Below are 21,065 nucleotides of genomic sequence, written 5' to 3' on the forward strand. Positions count from 1 at the left end.
ACGCGCCATTGAATCGTCCCGATGAGTCATATTGATGCCTCCCGCTCTTCAGGCTAATACTAAGGTATCTGCCTGGGGAGGCACGAATCATGCAATCGAGATTTGTTATCGTTCCAGCGGTGCCCATCGAAAAACAATCCTTCCAGTCGGGATCCCGCTTCTATGCCGCTACCGTTCCTGGTGGCTTCGACATCTACGACAACCAGGAAAAACTGCGGCTCAAGCCAAGCTACCCGACCCGGTCACTCGCAGAAGCAGCACGCCAGAAGCTGACGGACGAGTGCCGTAATCCAGACGAGCGTTTCCCTCTGTTGCGGGTGGACTGCGCCAGCATCGACGCCTGACAAGGGATGCAGGCTGAACCTGCCTGAAAAGAAATTGATTTGATAATCGTTATCATCTAAGGTGCCCTCCTCACCCCGGAGGGACACCCGTGATCAACGATGATCTCAGTCAGGTCTACGCCGAGCACAACGGATGGCTCAAGCAATGGCTCTACCGCCGGCTGGGCTGCTCGGCCCAGGCCGCCGACCTGGCACAGGACACTTTCCTGCGCATCCTTCAGGCCCAGCAAAAAGCAGGCGCCAGCCTCAGCCTGCAACGGCCGCGGGCCTACCTGGCAACGATCAGCCGGCGCCTGGTCTACGACCATTTCCGCCGCCAGTCGCTGGAGCGCGCCTACCTGGAAATGCTTGCGCAGCTGCCGGAGCTGTTCGCGCTGTCTGCCGAAGAACAATGGGCCATGCGTGAGACCTTGCAGCAACTGGACGCTCTGCTCGACACCTTCAAGCCGATCGTGCGTTCAGTGTTCCTGCTGGTGCAACTGGAAGGCCTGAGCTACATCGAAGTGGCGCGCCGCCTGGGCATTGGCGAGCGTACGGTCAAGCGGCACATGGCCAATGCGCTGGAAGCCTGCATCCTGTTCGATGAAGACGCCTGATGGCTGCCAGCATGCTGCGGATAAGCCCAGAAGTGGCGCGCCAGGCTGCCCACTGGCACATGCTGATGCTCGACGACGGCGTCAGCCCGGCCCAGCGCGAAGCCTGCACGCGCTGGCGGGCTGCCGCGCCCGAGCACGAGCGGGCCTGGCAGAAGGCTGAACGCGTGCGTGCGCAGCTGGGCCTGCTGCCGCCGCGCCTGGCAATGGGCACACTGGACCGGGAACGGCGGCAGGCGATGAAGCAACTGTTGACCCTGGCCATTGTCGCGCCACTGGGCTATCTGGGTTACCGCCAGCTATCTCCGCAGCCGGCCTATGCCACCGTCGTCGGTCAGCACAGGCGGTTCACACTGGCAGACGGCACCCTGCTCGACCTGAATACCGACACCGTGGTAGACGTGCGTCTGGAGGAGCGGCAACGGCTGATCACCCTGCAGCGGGGGGAGGTGCTGGTCGTCAGCGGGCCTGACGCCAGCAGCACACATCACCGGCCACTACGGGTGGCCAGCGGGCAAGGCCTGATGGAGGCCATGGGCACCCGTTTCATGGTCCGGCAACGCGAACGCAGCACGCAACTGAGCGTACTGGAGGGCGCGGTACGGGTAAGCCCTTTCGAAGGCGCACGGCACACCATCGAGGCAGGCCAGCAGCTGACCTTCGACGCCCAGGGCCAAGGCCACAGGGGCATCGCCCGCGAACAGGACAGCCTGTGGACCCAAGGCCAGCTGGTGGTCGAGGATATGCCTCTGCGGCAGTTCCTGAGCGAGCTTGGCCGCTATCGCTCTGGCTGGCTGAGATGCCAGCCTGAGGCTGCGCATTTGCGCATCAGCGGCACATTCCAGCTGGGCAATACCGACGCGATCCTGGCCGCGCTGCCCGCCACCCTGCCCGTGAATGTGGATTACCGCACCCGTTACTGGGTGACCGTGACCACGCACTGAAAAATTTGGCCCGATTTTCCAGCTCGTCAGTCCTTACCAGTGGAACTGCCACACATAAGGACAATATTTCGATGATCCGCTCTACTCCAAGGGCTTGCAAAACCGCCCTCGCCCTTACCGTCGCCCTGCAGGGTGCAGGCATGCCGGCCATTGCCGCACCTGCTCAGGCGCCACATGCCTACAGCATCGCTTCCGCAAGCCTGGCCCAGGTACTGGCCCGGTTTGCCAGTGAGGGTGGTATCACCCTGCAATATACGTCGGAACTGACCCGTGGCCTGTCCAGCCCAGGGCTGCAGGGCAACTACGGCATCGAGGACGGCTTCCAGCAACTGCTGGCCGGAACCGGGCTGCGTGCCGTGCGGCGCGGCAATGACGTCTACGGCCTGGAACTGCAGCCACTGAGCGGCGACGCCCTCAATCTGGAGCCGCTCAATATCAACGGCCAGCGCGACTCGGCGACCACCGAGGGCTCTGGCAGCTACACCTCCAGCGCGGTCACCATCGGCAAGGGCACTCAGCGCCTCAAGGACATCCCGCAGTCGGTCAGCGTGGTCACCCGCAAGGCGATGGACGACCAGCGTCTCGATACCCTCGACCAAGTGCTCGAACACACGACGGGCATCACCACCTACCAAAGCCCCTCAGGCGGCAAGTACATCTACTCGCGCGGCTTCGAGGTGGAAACCATCCAGTATGACGGCGTGCCGCTCGACCGCCGCTATTACGGTATCGGCAGCAGCTTCACCTCCGACACCCTGCTGTATGACCGCGTCGAGATCCTGCGCGGTGCCAACGGCCTGCTGCAAGGCAGCGGCAACCCGGGTGCGGCCATCAACCTGGTGCGCAAGCGTCCGAAGGCCGTACCTTCGCTGTCCGTCACGGCCAGCGCTGGCTCCTGGGACACCTATCGACAGACCCTCGACGCCAGCGGCCCGCTGACCGCCGACGGCCGGTTGCGCGGGCGCCTGGTCGCTGGCCATGAAGACCGTGACTACTTCTACGACACGGCAGAAAGCCGCAAGAACGTGCTGTACGGGATCCTCGAATACGACCTCGGCGACGCCACCACGGTGGCCGCCGGGGCCAGCGTCGAAGACCTGCACTCCACACCCTTTTTCGGTGGTCTGCCCCGCAACCTGGACGGTAGCGCGGTGCATGCCGGCCGCTCCACCTTCACCGGCGCCGACTGGAACAAGTGGAACAACAAGCAGACCACCTACTTCGCCGACATCACCCACGACTTCAACGAAGACTGGCGCCTGAAAGCCTCCGGCAGCTACATTCGCGAAACCAACGACATTTTCTACAGCTTCGGCCGTGGTGCTGTCGATCCGGCAACCGGTGACGGCATGCAGTCGCGTGCCTACCTGTACGACTTCGAGAACATCAACCAGGGCGCCGACATCAACCTCACCGGCAAATGGCGGGCTTTCGGCCTGGAGCACGAGGTGGTGGTCGGAGCCAACGCCAGCGACCTGCGCTCCGACGACCTGCAAGGCGGCCTGCTCAATCTCGGCCCGCTGAACATCTACGACCCGGTTTCCCCGCGTGAACCGACCCAGGATGAAATGCTCAACACCACCTATGCCGGCGTCTCCAAGGCCAAGATTCGCCAGAATGGCGTGTACAGCGTGGTGCGCTACAAGCTGACCGAGCCGCTGACCCTGGTACTGGGCGCACGGGTCAGCAACTATCAGTACGACTACGAACTGCAGCGCTTCACCACCACCTCGCCAGACCCTGCACACGCGAAGGAAACCGGCGAAGTCACCCCGTATGGTGGTTTCATCTACGCGCTGAACGATCAGTGGTCGGCCTATGTCAGCTACGCCGACATCTTCAAGCCGCAGACCGAACTGAGCGAGGACCTCGCCCCACTCAAGCCGATCGAAGGCTCCAACTACGAGATCGGCCTGAAAGGCGAACTGATGGATGGCCGAGTCAACACCAGCTTCGCGGTGTTCCGGGTCGACCAGGAAAACCGCGCCCAGTACGATTACGCCTCGCAGTGCGGACAGGACGGTGAGAACAACTGCTATGTGGCAGGGGGCAAGGTGCGCGCCGAGGGCTTCGATGCGGAAATCAGCGGCGAAGTGCTGGCCGGCCTGCAGCTGTTTGCCGGCTATACCTACACCTCTACCAAGTTTCTCAACGACCCGGGTGATGGCACCACGGCTTCAGGTGCTACCTTCAACAGCTACACGCCACGCCACCTGTTGCGCTTCTGGAGTGACTACAACCTGCCTGGCGAGCTGAACCCGTGGACCGTTGGTGCCGGCGCCAACATCCAGAGCAAGAACTACAACACCAACTTTGGTGGCACCGGCGGCGTCGGCAAGATCGAGCAGGCAGGCTACGCCATCTGGAACGCTCGCGTGGCCTATCAGATCAACCAGAACTTCAGCGTCGCCCTCAACGGCAACAACCTGTTCGACAAGAAGTACTACTCCTCGATCGGCTGGCTGAACGCCAGCAATGTGTATGGCGAGCCTCGCAACTATACCGTCACGTTGAGAGCCGACTTCTGAGCAAGGGTCGTGAGTCGGCCTCTGGCCTGCCCCCGCTGTCTCAATCCAGCACCGGCTTGAGCAGCGCCTGCGCCTCATACAGCGTCGCCAGGTAGCGCAGGCGCATCTCGTCGATGCTCAACCTCGACGCATGGGTGGTGATGGTCAAGGTCGCCTTCAGCGTGCCGCTGCGTCCCTGCAGCGGCACGCCCAGCACGCGCATGCCGATCTCGTACTCCTGATCGACGATGCTGTAACCCTGCGCCCTCACCCGCTGCAGTTCCGCCTCCAACTGCACCCTGTCGGTCTGGGTGAAAGGCGTCAGCGCCCTGAGCGGGTTGCGCGCGAAATAGTCCTCCCGCTGCCCCTCTTCCAGCCACGCTAGCCACACCCTGCCACTGGCCGTGCAATACATCGGCACCCGTGACCCGGGGCGGATCGACAACGAAGCGATGTGGCTGTAGCGGCTGCGCACCAGGTGGATGATCTCGTCACCATCGCGGCTGCCCACCGACACATGCTCCTGGGTCTGCCGCGCCACCTGCTCGACGATCGGCCGCAACATGCGCGGCAACTGCGCGGAATCGACATAGGCCTGGCCAATGCGCAGGGCCTTGGGCGTCAGCCAGTAATGGCGGTTGTCGGTGTCGGCAAAACCCTCATGCACCAGTGTCAGCAGAAAGCGCCGCGCGGCACTTGGGGTCAGGCCGGACAGCCTGGCCGCCTGGGGCACGCTCAGGCGCGGCTGTTCAGCGTTGAACAGTTGCATCAGCGCCAGGCCTTTCTGCAGGCCGGCGATCAGGTCGCGGGGGTGGATCTCAGGCTGGGACATGAACTCGGCTCTTGGAAAGGGGCAGTTAATGCGATTACCGCGTGATGGCTGCGATTATCGCATTTAATTCCCGTCAAGCGCATTGTTGATGACTCCGCCCCGCGCCAAGCTGGCCTCCAGAACAACAGCCATAACGGAGGTCAACATGATCCGAGGTTCGACAGCACTGGTCGCCATCGTCGGTTCGCCCATTGCCCAGGTGAAGTCGCCGGAAAACTTCAACACCTGGTTCGCCAACAACGCCCGCGACGTGGCGATGCTTCCCATCGACCTGCAGGCAACGGCGCTGGGCGCCTTTGTCGACAACCTGCGCGGCTGGCGCAACCTGCGCGGCTGCGTGGTCACCGTGCCGTACAAGCAGGCCCTGGCCACACAGCTGGACGGGCTCAGCGAGCGCGCCAGGGCATTGGGATCGGTCAACGTGATCCGCCGCGAACCTGACGGCCGCCTGCTGGGCGACAACGTCGATGGTGCGGGTTTTCTCGGCGCCGCGCGCCTGCATGGCTTCGTGGCCAACGGCAAGCGCGCGCTGGTGGTGGGCTGCGGCGGGGTCGGCAGCGCGATCGCCTATGCGTTGGGCGAAGCGGGTATCGCCAGCATAACCCTTGTCGACCCCAGCGCCGCACGCGTCGGGGCGCTGGGTGAAGTGCTCGGCAATGCCTTCGCGCCATTGGAAATCGCTACCCGGTACCGCTCTTTGGAGGGCTTCGACCTGGTCGTCAACGCCTCCCCGGTCGGCATGGGCGACAGCGGCGAGTTGCCTTTGCCGGCCGAACTGCTGGAGACCCTGAACGCCACCACGCTGGTGGCCGACGTCGTCACCTCGCCGGAAATCACCCCGCTGCTGCAACGGGCGCGCGAACGCGGCTGCCCGATCCAGACCGGTGCACAGATGGCCTTCGCCCAACTGGGCCACCTCGGCGCCTTCATGGGCGTCACACCGCTGGAGATCTGAAGCCATGAGCGCTAGCGAACAAGCAGTGTTCGATCTGGTCGTTCTCGGCAGCGGTGCCGGGGGCTTTGCAACGGCGGCCACGGCGGCCCGCCGCGGGCTGAAAGTACTGGTAGTGGAAAAGGCCGAACACTTTGGCGGCACCTCGGCGATTTCCGGTGGCGCGGTGTGGATCTACGGCAGCGATCAAGCCCGTGCTGCCGGCGCCAAGGACTCCTCCGAGGCCATGCGCACCTACCTGAGGACGATCATCGGCGCAGGTTACAACCCCGCGCTGGTGGACGCCTTCATCGAGCAAGGGCACCAGGCTTTGCGCTGGCTGGAGCACAACACCGAATTGCGCTACGGCCTGCGTCCGCACTCGCCGGACTACTACCCCGACGAGCCTGGCGCCACCGAGTTCGGCCGCGCCCTGGAGATGGTCGAGTACGATGGTCGCTCCCTGGGCACACGCTTCAAGGACCTGAAGATGCCACCGCCGGGCATGCTGCTGTTCGGCGGCATGATGGTCAACCGGGTGGATATCCAGCACTTCCTCAATCTGCGCCGCTCGCCGGCCTCGCTGTGGCATTGCCTGAAGTTGATGGCGCGCTATGCGCGGGACCGCCTGCGTCACCCACGGGGCACCCGCCTGACCACCGGCAATGCGCTGATCGCGCGTCTGGCCAGCAGCGCCTTTGCCCACGGCAGCGAGCTTTGGCTGCGCAGCGAAGCGCAGGAGCTGATCGTCGAACGCGGCGTGGTAACCGGTGTAATCGTCAAGCGTGACGGCCGACTGGTGAGGGTGCGTGCGCGCGCAGGCGTGGTCTGCGCCATGGGCGGCTTCGCTGCCGGGGCGCTGGCGGCCAGCTACCGTCCGGACGCCGCAGCGCCCCACCTGAGCATGTCGCCACCCACCAACGACGGCGCCGCCTTGCGCCTGGGCGAGGCAGTGGCGGCGGCCCAGGGCGAGGGTCTGGCGGCCAATTTCTTCTGGGCGCCGGTGTCTGAGCTGCGCCATGCCAACGGCGAGCGCGAGCGTTTTCCGCACCTCGTCACCGACCGTGCCAAACCGGGGGTGATCGCGGTCGACCCGGCCGGGCGGCGCTTCGTCAACGAGTCCAACTCGTACCACCACTTCGTGCAGACCATGTTCGCCAAGGGTATCGGCCATTGCTGGCTGATCTGCGACGCCGAGGCAATGAACCGTTATGGCCTGGGCCTGGCGCGGCCAAAACCGGTGGACAACTCGGCGCTGATCGCCGCCGGCTACCTGCGGCGCACCGCCAGCGTGCCAGCCCTGGCGGCGGCCATCGGCGTCGATCCACAGACCTTGCAGCAGACGCTGGAGCACTTCAATGCCGACGCCCGCAACGGCATCGACCGTGAGTTCGGCAAAGGTGGCAACAGCTACAACCGCTATATGGGCGACCCCCAGCACCAACCCAACCCTTGCCTGGCGCCGCTGACCAGGGCGCCGTACTACGCCATCCGCATCCATACCGGCGACCTCGGCTCGGCACGTGGCCTGGTGACCGACGCCAATGCCAACGTGCTGAACCGCAGCGGCGTGCCCATTGCCGGGCTGTATGCCGTGGGCAACGACATGAACTCGATGATGAACGGCACCTACCCCGGCCCCGGCATCACCCTGGGCCCCGCCCTCACCTTCGGCTGGATCGCTGCCAGCCATATCGCCGCGCGCCTGCAGGCGCCAGCCCCTCACCTGGAGCAACCCGCATGTACTACGAACTGAGAACCTACACCCTCGACCCGCTGAAGATGGCCGACTGGCTGGCCCTGTACCAGAGCCATGCACTGGCAGTGCAAAGCGAGCACCTGGGCAACCTGGTGGGCTTCTTCACCAGCGAATTCGGCGAGGTCAACCAGGTGGTGCATATGTGGGCCTATGCAAGCCTCGACGAGCGTATGGCGCGCCGTGCCTCGATGGCAGCCGACCCACGCTGGGCCGAGTTCTCGCGGCGCAACCGCGAACTGGGCGCGGTGTTGCAGTTGCACTCGCGGCTGCTGCGGCCTACGGGCTTTTCGCCGCTGCAATAACCCGCCCCATGATTCAACGCCGACCTTGTGGGAGCGGCCTGTGGGAGCGGCCTTGCGTCGCGAAAGGGCCGCAGCGCGGCCCCGACAATTCACGCGGCGAAGCTGAAATCCTGGGGGCGCTTCGCTCCCCTTTCGCGACGCGAGGCCGCTCCCACAACAACCGTGTCTGACCGCATAAGGATCTACTCATGCAACCCCGCGAATGTGACGTACTTGTCATCGGCTCCGGTGCCTCCGGCCTGGCGGCCGCCGTAACCGCCGCACATCACGGCCTGACAGTGATCGTCGCGGAAAAGACCAGCCAGCTTGGCGGCACCAGTGCCTGGTCGGGGGGCTGGCTGTGGATTCCGCGCAACCCGCTGGCCATCGCCGAAGGCATCGTCGAAAGGGACGACGCACCGGAACGCTATCTGCGCGCCCAGACCCACACCGCCGAACTGGACCCTCGCCAGCGCGCCTTCCTGCGCCATGGCCCGGAGATGGTGGCGTTCTTCCAGCAACACACGGCCGTGCAATTCCAGTCCGGCAGCAAGATGCCCGACATGCATGCAGGCGACGGCAGCGCGGGTGGCGGGCGCTCGCTGTGCGCGCTGCCGTTCGATGGCCGCCTGCTTGGCCCGTGGCTGCACACGCTGCGCCCGCCACTGGACATCGTTAGCCTGGCGGGCATGGGCATCGCCGGTGGCGCGGACATGGCCGCCTTCTTCAATGCGCGCCGCTCAGCCAAGGCCGCCCTGCATGTCGGCAAGCGCCTGCTGCGCCATGGCCGCGACCTGCTGCTGCACCGTCGCGGCCTGCAGCTGGTCAACGGCAACGCCCTGGTCGCGCGCCTGTTGCGCAGTGCCCTGGACCTGAATGTGACCTTCCTCACCGACACACCAGCCACCCGCCTGCTCGGCGATGGGCGCGTCGACGGCGCCCAGTTCGCCGATGGCCAGGTGATCCGCGCACGCCGTGGTGTGGTCCTTGCCTGTGGCGGCTTCGCCCATGATCGACAGCGCATTGCCCAGCTGATGCCCCATGCGCCTGATGGCGACCAGCATTACTCGGCCGCACCGCCGCAGAACAGCGGTGATGGCCTGCGCCTGGGCGAACAGGTTGGCGCTCGCGTCGGCACACTGGTTCAGGCCGGCGCCTGGGCACCGGTCTCAAGGGTTGCGCGCCGTGACGGCAGCATTGGCCACTTCCCGCACCTGATCGACCGGGCCAAGCCCGGCTTCATCGCCGTGCGCCGTGATGGCCGACGTTTCGTCAACGAAGCCGACTGCTATCACGACTTCATGAATGCGCTGTTCGCCGCCACGCCACCGGGCGAAGCGCACGAAGCCTGGCTGATTTGCGACCATGCTGCACAACGGCGCTACGGTATCGGCTGGGCCAAGCCGTATCCCTTCCCGACCGGCTTCTATCAGCGACGTGGCTATCTGTTCAGCGGCCAGTCCCTGGCAGAACTGGCACAGCGCTGCGACATCGACAGCGAACAACTGCAACGCACCGTGGCCGACTTCAATCGGCATGCCGCCTTCGGCGAAGACCCCGCCTTCCAGCGCGGCACCTCGGCCTACAACAAGGCCCAGGGCGAACCGCTGCATGGGCCTAACCCTTCGTTGCGGCCCTTGCTGCACGGCCCTTTCCATGCGGTGAAACTGCTACCCGGCAGCCTTGGCACTTTCACCGGCCTGTGCACGGATGCCTCGGCGCGCGTGCTGGATCACGCGCAACAGCCGATACCCGGCCTGTTCGCGGTCGGCAACGACATGCACAGCGTGATGGCCGGGCATTATCCTAGCGGTGGTATCACCCTTGGCCCGGGCATGACGTTCGGCTACCTGGCTGGCAAGGCGCTGGCCAGCGTGTGAGCGGGGCTCGCTATTGTTCGATTATCGAACAATAGCCCATTCCTGCGAATTGACGGTCGCCGATTGACTGCTCACCATGCACCGGCCTTGCGTGTACCCCCTGCCTGGGGCCAGGTCACGTTCGAGAAACAGCTGTTAATTACAATTTCAAGAAACGACCAGGATATGAACCACTCCAAGCTCACTACCGCCAGCCCACGGCTGCCATCCGCCGGCATCGGCGACAAGGTCCGTGGCGCCTTCGCCGTCGGCAAGACCCGCTGGGGCATGCTCGCCCTGGTGTTCTTCGCCACCACCCTGAACTACATCGACCGCGCCGCACTCGGCATCATGCAGCCGGAACTGGCCAAGGCCATGAGCTGGACGGCGATGGATTACGCCAACATCAACTTCTGGTTCCAGGTCGGCTATGCGGTCGGCTTCGTGCTCCAGGGCCGGCTGATCGACAAGGTCGGCGTCAAGCGCGCCTTCTTCGCCGCCGTGCTGCTGTGGAGCCTGGCCACCGGTGCCCATGGCCTGGCCACCTCGGCGGCCGGTTTCATGGTCTGCCGCTTCATCCTCGGCCTGACCGAAGCGGCCAACTACCCGGCCTGCGTGAAGACCGTGCGGCTGTGGTTCCCGGCTGGCGAGCGGGCCATCGCCACCGGCCTGTTCAACGCCGGCACCAACGTCGGCGCCATGGTCACCCCGGCCCTGCTGCCACTGATCCTGACTGTCTGGGGCTGGCAGGCTGCATTCATCGCCATGGGCTGCTTGGGCCTGGTCTGGCTGGTGTTCTGGGGCCTGAAGTACTTCAACCCCGAAGAACACCCACGGGTACGTCAGAGCGAGCTCGACTACATCCAGCAGGACGTCGAGCCGGAGGTGGCGCGCCTGCCCTTCAGCCGTATCCTCGGCATGCGCGGCACCTGGGCCTTCGCCGTGGCCTACGCGATCACTGCACCGGTGTTCTGGTTCTACCTGTACTGGCTGCCGCCGTTCCTCAACCAGCAGTACAACCTGGGCATCAGCGTGACCCAGATGGGCATCCCGCTGATGCTGATCTGGCTGACCGCCGACTTCGGCAGCATCGGCGGCGGCATCCTGTCCTCGTGGCTGATCGGCCGCGGCGTGCGCGCCACCACGGCGCGCCTGGTATCGATGCTGATCTTCGCCTGCACCATGCTCAGCGTGACCTTCGCCGCCCATGCCAGCGGGCTGTGGATCGCGGTGCTGGCCATCGCCGTGGCGGTCGGCGCGCACCAGGCCTGGACGGCGAATATCTGGAGCCTGGTGATGGACTACACGCCCAAGCACCTGATCAGCACGGTGTTCGGTTTCGCCAGCATGTGCGCGGCGATTGGCGGGATGTTCATGACCCAGATCGTCGGTAGCGTGCTGATGGCGACGAACAACAACTATGCCGTGCTGTTCACCATGATTCCGGCGATGTACTTCCTGGCGCTGGTCTGGATGTACTTCATGGCGCCGCGCAAGATCGAAGCCCAATAGGCGCGAACTCCAGTTACCTCGGTGGGGCCCTGACGGGCCCCTTTTTTATGCGTGCCTGGGTTTTCACTGGTAAACCACCGGCCCCGAGACCTGTGCAGTACTTGTGGGAACAACTGCCCTGCTCGTCGATGTTGTCGAGGCAGGCTGAGGCAGGGATTTCAATTTTGACAGGCGAGGGCTTGGGTTACTGACGCTTCGTAGCCTTCTCAGACGACGCCACCGTGCCGCACAATTGATGTAGGAAGAAGACTTCAGCCAGCATTGGTCGGGATAGTAGGAAAACAGTAACTGCCCATCTTTCATGGCGTCGATCAGCCGGTGCGCAATTGCCGGTCTCACTGCCGGACAGCCGAGGCTTCTGCCGATGCGACCATTGGCCCGGGCCAGCACCGGGCTGACGTACGGTGCACCATGGATGACGATTGCCCGATCAAAAGCGTTATCGTTAAAGCCCGGTTCCAGGCCTTGCATGCGCATTAAGGATTTTCCATGGTGCAATCAACAAGGTTGTTCGTCATAAGCCGCGCTGTATTTATGGTCTTTCTGATCAGTGGCACTGCGCTGGGTGAAACGTCGCAGATCGTGTCGGCATCTACGCAAGTCAGTTCGGCGACTGCAGCGCCTGACGACATCGTTGGACAAGAGATCCAGGCCGCGCTCGAACCCCTGGCATCGTCATTTCCTCCCTTGATTACCTCGCGCAAGCATCAGCGCGCGGACATCAATCGCGTTGTTCTCGATTTCTATTCCCATCGCAACTATCGCGCCGCCTGGACAGACGGGCGCGATGTCACCCAGTTGCTCAAAAGTCTGAATGACACTCACATCGACGGCCTGAACCCTGCGGACTTCCGGGTCGGCGAGTTGGCCGAGGCTCAATCGTTATTGCAGGCCTCCGCGCCGACGCCAGCGCAAGCGGCGGCTTTTGATATCGCGCTGACCCGCACCTACATCACTGCACTCCTGCAATTGCGGCGCGGCAAGGTCAACCCATCGCAGCTGGATTTTCATTGGAACTTCGACCCGGTCGGTGTTTATCCCCGTGAAGATGTGAGCAGTTTCTTTGCTGCCCTGGATGCCCACGATGTGGCCCGTGCGTTCGCCCAGGCACCGCCGCAAGAGGCAGTTTATGACAACATGCGTGAGGCATTGGCGCAGTTGCGTCAGGTTCGCGATGCCGGCGGTTGGCCGAAAATCGCCGAAGGGCAGTCACTCAAACCGGGAATGGGCGGCGCTGTGGTCGCACAGTTACGTGCCCGTCTGGTGGCCGGTGGTTACCTGGATCCGCATAAGGGCAAGCGCAGCGATTACGACGACACAGTCATTGCTGCGGTGAAGAAGTATCAGGCCGACCAGTACCTTGGTGTGGATGGCGTGGCTGGCGCGGCCACCCTGACGGCGCTGAATGTGCCTGTCGAGGCACGGATTGATCAGGTCCGGGTGAACATGGAACGGGCGCGCTGGCTGCTCTACAAACTCCATGGCACCTTTGTCGTTGTCGATATCGCCGGCTACAAGGTGGCGCTATACCGCGACGGCAAACCCATCTGGCGTTCCCGGGTGCAGGTCGGCAAGCCTGTGCGCAGCACTCCGGTATTTCAATCCGAGATCACCTACATCACCTTCAACCCCACCTGGACTGTGCCGCCGACGATTCTGCAAAAGGATATGCTGCCCAAGATTCAGCAGAATCCAGATTACCTGGCGGCCAGCCGGATCAGGGTCCTTGATCGGGCTGGCAATGAACTCGATCCGGCGAACGTCGACTGGTACAACGCGCGCGGCCTCACGCTGCGCCAGGACGCCGGCCCTACCAACTCGTTAGGGCAGGTGGTCATTCGTTTCCCCAACGACTATGCGATTTACCTGCACGACACGCCGCATCGCGAGTTGTTCGCCAAGGCGGTGCGCACCACTAGCTCCGGATGTATTCGGGTGGAGAATCCCCTGCAGTTGGTCGAGCTGTTGCTCAACGACCCGGTGCGCTGGAACAGCGAGGGTATTCAAAAACAGTTGGCCAAAGGCAGGACCGAGAACATCAAGCTTCCGGTCAAGGTACCGGTGTTGTTGGCCTATTGGACGGTCGACTTGAGCAACGAGGGGCGAGTGACGTTCAAACCCGACGTTTATGGCTACGACACGCCGCTATTGCGGCAGTTGAACTTGCCTTCAAAACTGCCCGCCTTGGCGTTGCCGCAGGCTGAAACGACTATGGTGGTTACAGGACAAAGCCAGATTTAGGCAGCGCGTGAGCCTCACTGTGGAAGCGGGCTCGTCCCGCGATTAGGCCGGCCTGTCTGAATAGCGGGTGCTGCGCACCCGGTCGCGGGACAAGCCTGCTCCCACAAGGTAGCTGTCTGGCGCAACAGAACATTCGAGCGCCCCTGTGAGAGCCGGCTTGCCGGCCATCACAGGCGTAGCCCGTGCCATGGGCTCAGACTCTGGCGAGTACCGCCTTGGCCTTCTCCAGCGCCATGCGCGCACGCTGCTCACCACTGATGCCCTGCTCCATCAGCTGCCGGGTGGGGATCTCCAGGCTCAACGGCACGCTCGCCGGCAAGCCACGCAACAGCCCCACCAGGTCGGCATCACCCTCCCCCGGGAACCGCCGTTCGTTGCGCGCCTGGCGCAGGATCTCGTCCATGTCGGCCGGCACCGGACCTGCGACGTCGCACAGCTGGGCATAGCGCATGCACTGCGCCGGCAGTTGCGCCAGGTCGTCCAGCGAAGAACGCGAGCGGTTGAAGTGAAAGGCATCGACCAGCACACAGCCGTTGACCCGGTCGGCGTTGGCCATCACGCGCATGGCTTGGCGCAGGTCGCGCACGTCGGTCCAGGGCATGAACTCCAGGTGCGGGTGAATGCCGTAGCCGGCAGCCAGGTCGCACAGTTCGGCAAAACGCGCGGTGAGGCGCGCTTCATCCGGGTCGTTGCCGGCCACCAGCAGCTCGGTGCCGCCCAGTTCGGCGCCGACCGCCAGGATCGGTTCGAAGTCGGCCACGCAGGTGTCGGCCTTGAGGCGCAGGATTTCCAGGTCGAGCACCTTGATGCCGGTATCGCGCAGGCGCGCCTGGGTCTGCCGGCGCAGGCCGGCGTCCGCCACCAGCGGGTAGTGCTGCTCCTGCTCGGTGGCCGGCACCAGGCGCAGGCCCACATGGCTGTAACCGGCACGGGCGGCAGCCTCAACCATGTCTGGCGGGGACAGTTCGAGCACCGTCAGGGCGGCGAGGGAAAAGATACGGTCGGTCATGTCATTTACCTAAGGACGAGAAATCAGGCGATCAGTTCTGGCGCACAGGCCCGGCCCGTTTCGGCGGCCTGACGGATTGCATCGATCAGGGCCAGGGTACGGCCACCGTCGGCGGCATCGATCAACGGCGCCTCAGTGCCCTGGACAACGCGGATGAAGTGCTGCAACTGCAAGGTCAGCGCCTCGCCTGCGGGGATGGCCTCCTCGCTTTGCAGCAACGGCGTGTGCCAGCCAGAACCGGCCTCGGCGTAACGCCAGCGCTTGAGTTGCGGAATGCTCAGCGCCCCTTGGGTGCCAGCCAGCAGGTAGCACGGTTGCCCGTCCTGACGCGGGTAGATCGGACTTTCCCCGGAATCCAGCTCCCAGCTCCACGGCGCGGCCACAGCGTCGGAACCGGTCAGGCTGCCCAGCGCCCCGTTGGCAAACTGCAGCAGCACCGCCGCACTGTCTTCGTTGGCGAAGCCGCGCACGTCGTTGCGGGTAAAGGCCTGCACCTGCACCACCTCGCCGCACAGGTGGCGCAGCAGGTCGAGGTCATGGATCAGGTTGGTGAGCAGGAAGCCCGCCCCCGGCTCGCGGCGCCAGGGCGTTTCGAAGTAGCTGTCGGGCTTTTGCAGTTGCCACAGCGCGGTGACATTGATCAGCCGGCCCAGCTTGCCTTCGTTGATGACCTGACGGGCCTTGGCGATCAGCGGGTTGTGCCGCCGGTGATGGCCGACCAGCACCGGCACGCCACGGCGGCGCGAGGTCTCGACCAGTGCGCGGACTTCGTCGAGGTGCACGCCCACCGGTTTTTCCACCAGCACCGGCACACCGGCCTCGACGCAATCCAGGGCGGTGGCCACGTGCAGGTTGTTGGGGTTGGCGACGATCACCGCATCGGGCCGGGCCTGCTCGAGCATCTGCCGGTAATCGGCGAAGCAGGCAACGCCACATTCCGCGGCAAACGCCTCGGCCTGTGGGCCTGGATCTGCCACAGCGCACAGCTGGGCTTGCGGCAGCCGGCGCAAGTGCTGGTAATGCTGGCGGCCCATGATGCCGGCGCCGATCAGGGCGATTCGTAGGGGTGAGTTCAACGCACTGTCCTCTTGTCGTTATTGTGGTGCCGATAGTGAAACCAAGTTCCGGAATCGACACTGCACAATGTAGAACCAAGTTCAGCTTTCCAGAACGACCCACCCCGAAGACTGTGCGATTACCGACCGGAAATGCCCATCAGGCGAACAATTCACTGGCCCGGCTGGCCGTCGACAGCTCTTCCGCCGCCGCCAACAGCAGCGGCGCCAACTCGGCCAGGCGCGTGTGCGCCAGGCGAGCGCTGGGCCCGGCAATGCTGAGCACGCCGATCACCTCGTCACTCTGTGGGCGCCGCACCACGGCGGCCAAGGCTGAGGTACCGATGGCCGACGTCTGCTCGACCCAGGCATAGCCGCGCTCGCGGGCACGATGCAGGTAGGTCAGCAGCTCATCGGTCGAACGGGGCGCATTGGGGCCGAACTGTGCCGGGTCAGCGATGCCCTGGCGCAGCACCATCTGCAGCGCTTCGTCATCGCTCAGGCTGGCCAGCCAGGCGTGCCCGGAGGCGGTGTAGAACAATGGCGCATCCCGCCCCATGTCCGGGTCGTAGCGTAGCCCGGAACGCGCGCCCTGGGACTTGGCGATCCAGGTCTGGCGGTGGCCTTCGATCACGCCCAGACGCACCAGCTCGCCACTGTCCTGGGCCAGACGGTCGAGAATCGGCTGAATGATGTCGGCGCCGCTGCTGGAGAGGTAGCGAAAGCCCATCGCCACCAGCTTGGCGGACAGCTGATAGCGGCTGTTGTCGCGGTTCTGCCGCACATAGCCCAGGCGCACCAGCTCTGTGAGCATGCGGTGGGCGGCGCTCTTGGGAATGTCCAGGCGCTCGGCCAGGGTTTGCAGCGGCAAGCCATGAGGCTCGCCGGTGAGGCTTTCAACAAGGCTGAAAGCACGTTCGATCTGACTACCGGCCATAACACGTATCCCTTAAAAATTGCCGAATTCTAGAAGAAGATTCCAAGCCCTGGACAGCCAGCGCACCCTGCAAGCTGTGAAGTGTCCGGTTATCGACCAGAAAGTGGCTCACGGCCTTGCAGTACCAACTGCTTGAAAAGAATATTATGGAATCATGTTCCAATAATAATGCAGGAGACACCGTAATGCCCGCCGAATCCCTCCCAAGCGACTGCGATGTTCTGGTCATCGGCTCCGGCGCGGCCGGCCTGGCAGCGGCGGTCACCGCCGCCTGGCATGGGCAGAAGGTCGTCCTGGTAGAAAAGGACGCGGTGCTTGGCGGCGCCACTGCCTGGTCGGGTGGCTGGGCCTGGGTGCCACGCAATCCGCTGGCCCGGCGCGCCGGCATCATCGAGGACATCGAACAGCCGCGCACCTACCTGCGCAACGAACTGGGCACACACTTCAACGCAGAGCGTGTCGACGCCTTCCTCGAAGCCTGCCCGCACATGGTTGCCTTTTTCGAGCGGCACACCTCGCTGCAGTTCGCCGACGGCAACGCCATTCCGGACATGCATGGCGACACGCCCGGTGCCGCCCTCGGCGGCCATCAGGTAATCGCCGCACCGTACGATGCCCGCCAGCTCGGCGCACTGTTGCCGCGCCTGCGCAAGACGATGCGCGAGACTTCGTTCATGGGCATGCCGATCATGGCCGGCGCCGACCTGGCTGCCTTTCTCAACATGACCCGCTCGCCGCGCGCCTTGCTGCACGTGTGCAAACGCTTCACCCGCCACCTCTACCACCTGGCCCGCCATGGCCGGGCCATGCACCTGGTCAACGGTGTGGCGCTGGTGGCACGGCTGGCAAAGTCGGCGCAGGACCTGGGCGTGCGCATGATCGAGTCGACCGCGGCCAAGGGCCTGCTGATCGAAGACGGCAAGGTACTGGGGGCTGTGGTTACAACCGCGCAAGGCGAACGGACAATCCGCGCCCGGGCCGTGGTACTGGCCGCAGGCGGCTTCCCCAATGACCCCGCTCGGCGCCGGCAGCTGTTCCCGCGCGACGCCAGCGGCTACGACAACCTCGCCCTGCCCCCGCGGTCCTGCTCCGGCGACGGCCTGCGCCTGGGCGAATCGGCAGGCGGCGTGGTGGCCACCGACCTGAAGTCGCCGGTGGCCTGGGCGCCGGTGTCCAAAGTGCCCCAACGCGACGGCAGCGTCGGGCACTTCCCGCACATCATCGAACGCGGCAAGCCGGGCATCATCGGCGTGCTCGCCAGCGGCAAGCGCTTCGTCAACGAGGCGCACGGCTATTACGACTATGTGTCGGCCATGGTCGATGCAGTGCCGCACGGTGAGGAAGTCTGTTCGTGGCTGATCTGCGACCACCGCTTCCTGCGCCGCTTCGGCCTCGGCCACGCGCGCCCTGCGCCCTTGCCTGTGAGGCCACACCTGCGCAGCGGCTACCTGAAACGCGGCGCCACCCTGGAGCAACTGGCCAAGGCTTGCGGTATCAACCCCGTTGGGCTCAGCACGACGGTCGCTGAGTACAACCTGCATGCGTGCACAGGCCAGGACCCGGCCTTCGGCCGCGGCTCGACGCCGTTCAACCGCAAACAGGGCGACCCGCTGCACAAGGGGCCGAACCCTTGCCTGGCGCCCATCGAGCAAGGGCCGTTCTATGCGGTGAAAGTGCAACCCGGGTGCTTCGGCACCTTCGCCGGCCTGCGCACCGACGGCCAGGCCCGCGTGCTGAACGACGCCGGCCAGCCGATCAGCGGCCTGTATGCGGCCGGCAGCGACATGGCCAGCGTGTTCGGCGGCTGGTACCCGTCTGGCGGCATCAACCTTGGGCCGGCGCTGACCTTCGGTTATGTCGCCGGGCGGCATATCAGCGGCGTAACGGAGTACGAATAGCGCCAGCGGCTGGCGAACCATGGACAGGGGCAGGGTTTGCCACTCAAACTGAGCCAGCCCTTACAAAAGTGCCAAACCGACCTTACCCGAGGAGGACGACCGCCCTTGAACAAGAACACCGAACCGTCACGCGGGTGGCTGGCCAGCAAGCTCCTCGCCGACGGCCAGGAACCGGACCCGCGCTTCACCCTGGCCAACGAGCGCACCTTCCTCGCCTGGATCAGGACCGCGCTGGCACTGCTGGCCAGCGGCATTGCCGTGGACATGTTCACCGCCGAGATCTTCAGCGCCGGCACCCGCCGCCTGCTGGCGCTGGCGTTGATCAGCCTGGCGTTGCTGCTGAGCCTGCCGGCCTTCGTCCGCTGGCTCAATGTGGAACGGGCAATGCGCCAGAAGCGCCCGCTGCCGTTCCCGCTGATCGCCCCGGCGCTGTCGATTGGCGTGTCGCTGGTGATGGCCTTCTTCGCCTATGCAGTGTTCTTCCATGCCTGACCCGCAACCGGTCCACGCCGACGATGGCCTGCAGCCGGAGCGCACCTTGCTGGCGTGGCGGCGTACCATCCTCGCGCTGGTCGTCTGCTGCTGCATGTACTTGCGCTGGGTGCCTCACCACCATTGGTTTGCCGCGCTGCCCGCCGCGCTCTGCCTGCTGCTGGCCGGCGCCACCTGGCTGCGACTGCGGCGGCGTTATCACTACTTGGTGCGCGGCCTGCATGACGAGGGCGTGGTGTCCGGTGTCACCGAACACCTGCTGCTTGCCCTTGGTGTCACCGTATTATGTGCAATCGAGCTGGCGGCCATCGTGCTGTATGCGGCCTGAGCCCAGCCAGCGGCGGCTCACGCACACCAGCAGGATGAACAGCGTCACCCCGGCGGTCATCAGCACTTCGTAACGGTAGGCATCGCTGAACAGCATGTAGCCCAGCACCAGGGCGATGACACCGATCACCAGCCAGGTCAGCCAGGGGAACAACCACATCCGCAGCTCCAGGCATTTGCCTTCGCGCTCGGCACGGGCGCGCAAGCGCAGCTGCGAGATGGCGATCACCAGGTAGACGATCAAGGCGATCGCACCCGTGGTGGACAGCAGAAAGTCGAACACCTTGCCCGGAAACACATAGTTGACCAGGCAACCGGCAAACCCCGCCACGGTCGAGGTCAGCACCGCCACCACCGGCACACCGTTGCCGCTGACCTTGCAGGTGACGGCCAGTGCTTCGCCGCGCGCACCCAGCGAATGCAGCATGCGCGACGCTGTATACAGGCCCGAGTTCATGCAACTGGTGACGGCCACCAGCACCACGATGTCGACCACAAGTTTGGCGCCCGGTACATCCAGTACTTCGAGCACCCGCTGGAACGAGCCGGCCGCCAGCAATCGGGGGTCGTTCCACGGCACCAGCGCCACCACCAGGAAGATCGACGCCAGGTAGAAGATGGCGATGCGGTACACCACCAGGTTGGTGGCGCGGCGGATCTTCGCCTGGGGGTTGGCGGTTTCGTCGGCGGCAATGGTGACGATCTCGGCGCCAAAGAACGAGAAGATGGTGATCAGCACGCCACCCAGCACGGTGCCCCAGCCGTTGGGCACGAAGCCGCCATTGGCCCACAGCTGGGCCACCCCCGAGACGTCGGCCCGCGGCCAGACGCCAAACACCGCCATGCCACCGACGACGATGAACGCCAGTATGGCGATCACCTTGACCAGGGCGAACCAGAATTCGAATTCACCGAAATGCTTCACGCTGATCAGGTTGCTGGCCGCGAGCACCGCCATGATCACGAAGGCGAATGCCCAGGACGGCACGGCAGGGAACCAGGCATGCAGGATCTGCGCCCCGGCGATGGCCTCGACCGGAATGATCAGCACCCAGAACCACCAGTAAAGCCAGCCGATGGTAAAGCCCGCCCACGGCCCGATGGCCTCGGCGGCGTAAGTGGAGAACGAACCGCTGTTGGGGTTGGCCACGGCCATTTCGCCGAGCATGCGCATGACCAGCAATACCAGCAGGCCGGTCATGGCGTAGGAGATGAGGATCGCCGGGCCGGCCGAGGCGATGGCCTTGGACGAGCCGATGAACAGCCCGGCACCGATGATGCCGGCGATGGAAATCATCGAGACCTGGCGCGAGGTCAGGCCGTGTTGCAGTGCAGCATTCTTGTTTGGTTGCAGCGACATCTTGTGAGCCTTCGAGAGACTTGGTTCAGACTCACCGGCCTCTTCGCGGGCACGCCCGCTCCCACAGGATAACCACAGCCCCGGTTCAAGGGGGCCCTTGTGGGAGCGGGGGTGCCCGCGAAGAGGCCAGTGCAGTATGTGCAAGTCTTCTTGTCTTTTCTTGTCAGAGCCCCCGGCCAGACAC

18 protein-coding genes and 1 pseudogene are annotated in these 21,065 nt (G+C 64.6%); 13 read left to right on the plus strand and 6 right to left on the minus strand.

What is annotated here, in order from left to right; translation table 11 throughout:
* The first annotated feature begins 89 nt into the window (after positions 1-89).
* From ACIPW4_RS11610 to ACIPW4_RS11625, 4 genes are all read left to right on the plus strand, one after another.
* On the plus strand, positions 90-344 hold the full coding sequence (locus ACIPW4_RS11610; protein ID WP_400657865.1) for a hypothetical protein: 255 nt from the start codon (positions 90-92) through the stop codon (positions 342-344).
* 89 nt (positions 345-433) lie between these two features.
* On the plus strand, positions 434-940 hold the full coding sequence (locus tag ACIPW4_RS11615) for a sigma-70 family RNA polymerase sigma factor (RefSeq protein ID WP_400657868.1): 507 nt from the start codon (positions 434-436) through the stop codon (positions 938-940).
* Positions 940-1,881 (plus strand): FecR domain-containing protein, encoded by a 942-nt coding sequence (locus tag ACIPW4_RS11620; protein ID WP_400657870.1) that lies wholly within the window; start codon positions 940-942, stop codon positions 1,879-1,881. Before ACIPW4_RS11615 ends, ACIPW4_RS11620 begins: the two co-directional genes overlap by 1 nt.
* Before the next feature lie 71 nt (positions 1,882-1,952).
* Positions 1,953-4,409, plus strand: a complete 2,457-nt coding sequence (locus ACIPW4_RS11625) for a TonB-dependent siderophore receptor (protein WP_400657872.1) — start codon at positions 1,953-1,955, stop codon at positions 4,407-4,409.
* A 40-nt stretch (positions 4,410-4,449) separates the two neighbouring features.
* On the opposite strand, the gene ACIPW4_RS11630 is transcribed toward ACIPW4_RS11625, so the two are convergent.
* Complete coding sequence (locus ACIPW4_RS11630; RefSeq protein WP_400657875.1) at positions 4,450-5,220, minus strand: IclR family transcriptional regulator C-terminal domain-containing protein; 771 nt, start codon at positions 5,218-5,220, stop codon at positions 4,450-4,452.
* 145 nt (positions 5,221-5,365) lie between these two features.
* Between ACIPW4_RS11630 and ACIPW4_RS11635 the strand changes: the two genes are divergently transcribed.
* The 5 genes from ACIPW4_RS11635 (at position 5,366) to ACIPW4_RS11655 (ending at position 11,562) form a co-directional block, all read left to right on the plus strand.
* Entirely contained in the window at positions 5,366-6,175 is an 810-nt protein-coding gene (locus tag ACIPW4_RS11635) for a shikimate dehydrogenase family protein (RefSeq protein ID WP_400657877.1), read from the plus strand.
* Between the two features lie 4 nt (positions 6,176-6,179).
* Entirely contained in the window at positions 6,180-7,907 is a 1,728-nt protein-coding gene (locus ACIPW4_RS11640) for an FAD-dependent oxidoreductase (RefSeq protein ID WP_400657879.1), read from the plus strand.
* Complete coding sequence (locus tag ACIPW4_RS11645; RefSeq protein ID WP_400657881.1) at positions 7,892-8,212, plus strand: NIPSNAP family protein; 321 nt, start codon at positions 7,892-7,894, stop codon at positions 8,210-8,212. Before ACIPW4_RS11640 ends, ACIPW4_RS11645 begins: the two co-directional genes overlap by 16 nt.
* Before the next feature lie 188 nt (positions 8,213-8,400).
* On the plus strand, positions 8,401-10,071 hold the full coding sequence (locus tag ACIPW4_RS11650; RefSeq protein ID WP_400657883.1) for an FAD-dependent oxidoreductase: 1,671 nt from the start codon (positions 8,401-8,403) through the stop codon (positions 10,069-10,071).
* Between the two features lie 165 nt (positions 10,072-10,236).
* On the plus strand, positions 10,237-11,562 hold the full coding sequence (locus tag ACIPW4_RS11655; protein WP_400657885.1) for an MFS transporter: 1,326 nt from the start codon (positions 10,237-10,239) through the stop codon (positions 11,560-11,562).
* Positions 11,563-11,746: 184 nt separating this feature from the next.
* On the opposite strand, the pseudogene ACIPW4_RS11660 reads toward ACIPW4_RS11655, so the two are convergent.
* Positions 11,747-12,039, minus strand: a pseudogene (locus tag ACIPW4_RS11660) (murein L,D-transpeptidase catalytic domain-containing protein); the annotation flags it as partial.
* A 12-nt stretch (positions 12,040-12,051) separates the two neighbouring features.
* Between ACIPW4_RS11660 and ACIPW4_RS11665 the strand changes: the two are divergent.
* Complete coding sequence (locus tag ACIPW4_RS11665; protein WP_400657887.1) at positions 12,052-13,803, plus strand: murein L,D-transpeptidase; 1,752 nt, start codon at positions 12,052-12,054, stop codon at positions 13,801-13,803.
* Between the two features lie 193 nt (positions 13,804-13,996).
* Here the strand turns inward: ACIPW4_RS11665 and ACIPW4_RS11670 are convergent, their stop codons facing one another.
* The 3 genes from ACIPW4_RS11670 to ACIPW4_RS11680 all read right to left on the minus strand — a co-directional run bounded on the left by ACIPW4_RS11670 (position 13,997) and on the right by ACIPW4_RS11680 (position 16,804).
* Complete coding sequence (locus tag ACIPW4_RS11670) at positions 13,997-14,812, minus strand: sugar phosphate isomerase/epimerase family protein (RefSeq protein ID WP_400657889.1); 816 nt, start codon at positions 14,810-14,812, stop codon at positions 13,997-13,999.
* A gap of 23 nt (positions 14,813-14,835) precedes the next feature.
* On the minus strand, positions 14,836-15,888 hold the full coding sequence (locus ACIPW4_RS11675; RefSeq protein WP_400657891.1) for a Gfo/Idh/MocA family protein: 1,053 nt from the start codon (positions 15,886-15,888) through the stop codon (positions 14,836-14,838).
* Between the two features lie 139 nt (positions 15,889-16,027).
* The gene (locus tag ACIPW4_RS11680) at positions 16,028-16,804 is read right to left on the minus strand and encodes an IclR family transcriptional regulator (protein ID WP_400657893.1); all 777 of its coding nucleotides are present in this window, start codon (positions 16,802-16,804) and stop codon (positions 16,028-16,030) included.
* A 185-nt stretch (positions 16,805-16,989) separates the two neighbouring features.
* Between ACIPW4_RS11680 and ACIPW4_RS11685 the strand changes: the two genes are divergently transcribed.
* From ACIPW4_RS11685 to ACIPW4_RS11695, 3 genes are all read left to right on the plus strand, one after another.
* Positions 16,990-18,702, plus strand: a complete 1,713-nt coding sequence (locus tag ACIPW4_RS11685; RefSeq protein ID WP_400657894.1) for an FAD-dependent oxidoreductase — start codon at positions 16,990-16,992, stop codon at positions 18,700-18,702.
* Between the two features lie 105 nt (positions 18,703-18,807).
* Positions 18,808-19,194: a YidH family protein gene (locus tag ACIPW4_RS11690; protein ID WP_159411041.1), complete on the plus strand. Its 387-nt coding sequence runs from the start codon at positions 18,808-18,810 to the stop codon at positions 19,192-19,194.
* Entirely contained in the window at positions 19,187-19,522 is a 336-nt protein-coding gene (locus ACIPW4_RS11695) for a DUF202 domain-containing protein (RefSeq protein WP_400657897.1), read from the plus strand. The genes ACIPW4_RS11690 and ACIPW4_RS11695 overlap by 8 nt, the downstream gene beginning before the upstream one ends.
* Here the strand turns inward: ACIPW4_RS11695 and ACIPW4_RS11700 are convergent.
* Positions 19,478-20,881 (minus strand): amino acid permease, encoded by a 1,404-nt coding sequence (locus tag ACIPW4_RS11700; RefSeq protein ID WP_400657899.1) that lies wholly within the window; start codon positions 20,879-20,881, stop codon positions 19,478-19,480. The genes ACIPW4_RS11695 and ACIPW4_RS11700 overlap by 45 nt on opposite strands.
* Between the last annotated feature and the right edge of the window lie 184 nt (positions 20,882-21,065).

The sequence above is a fragment of the Pseudomonas sp. NPDC089996 genome (genome assembly GCF_044748405.1).
In the GTDB taxonomy this organism is placed as follows: Bacteria; Pseudomonadota; Gammaproteobacteria; order Pseudomonadales; family Pseudomonadaceae; genus Aquipseudomonas.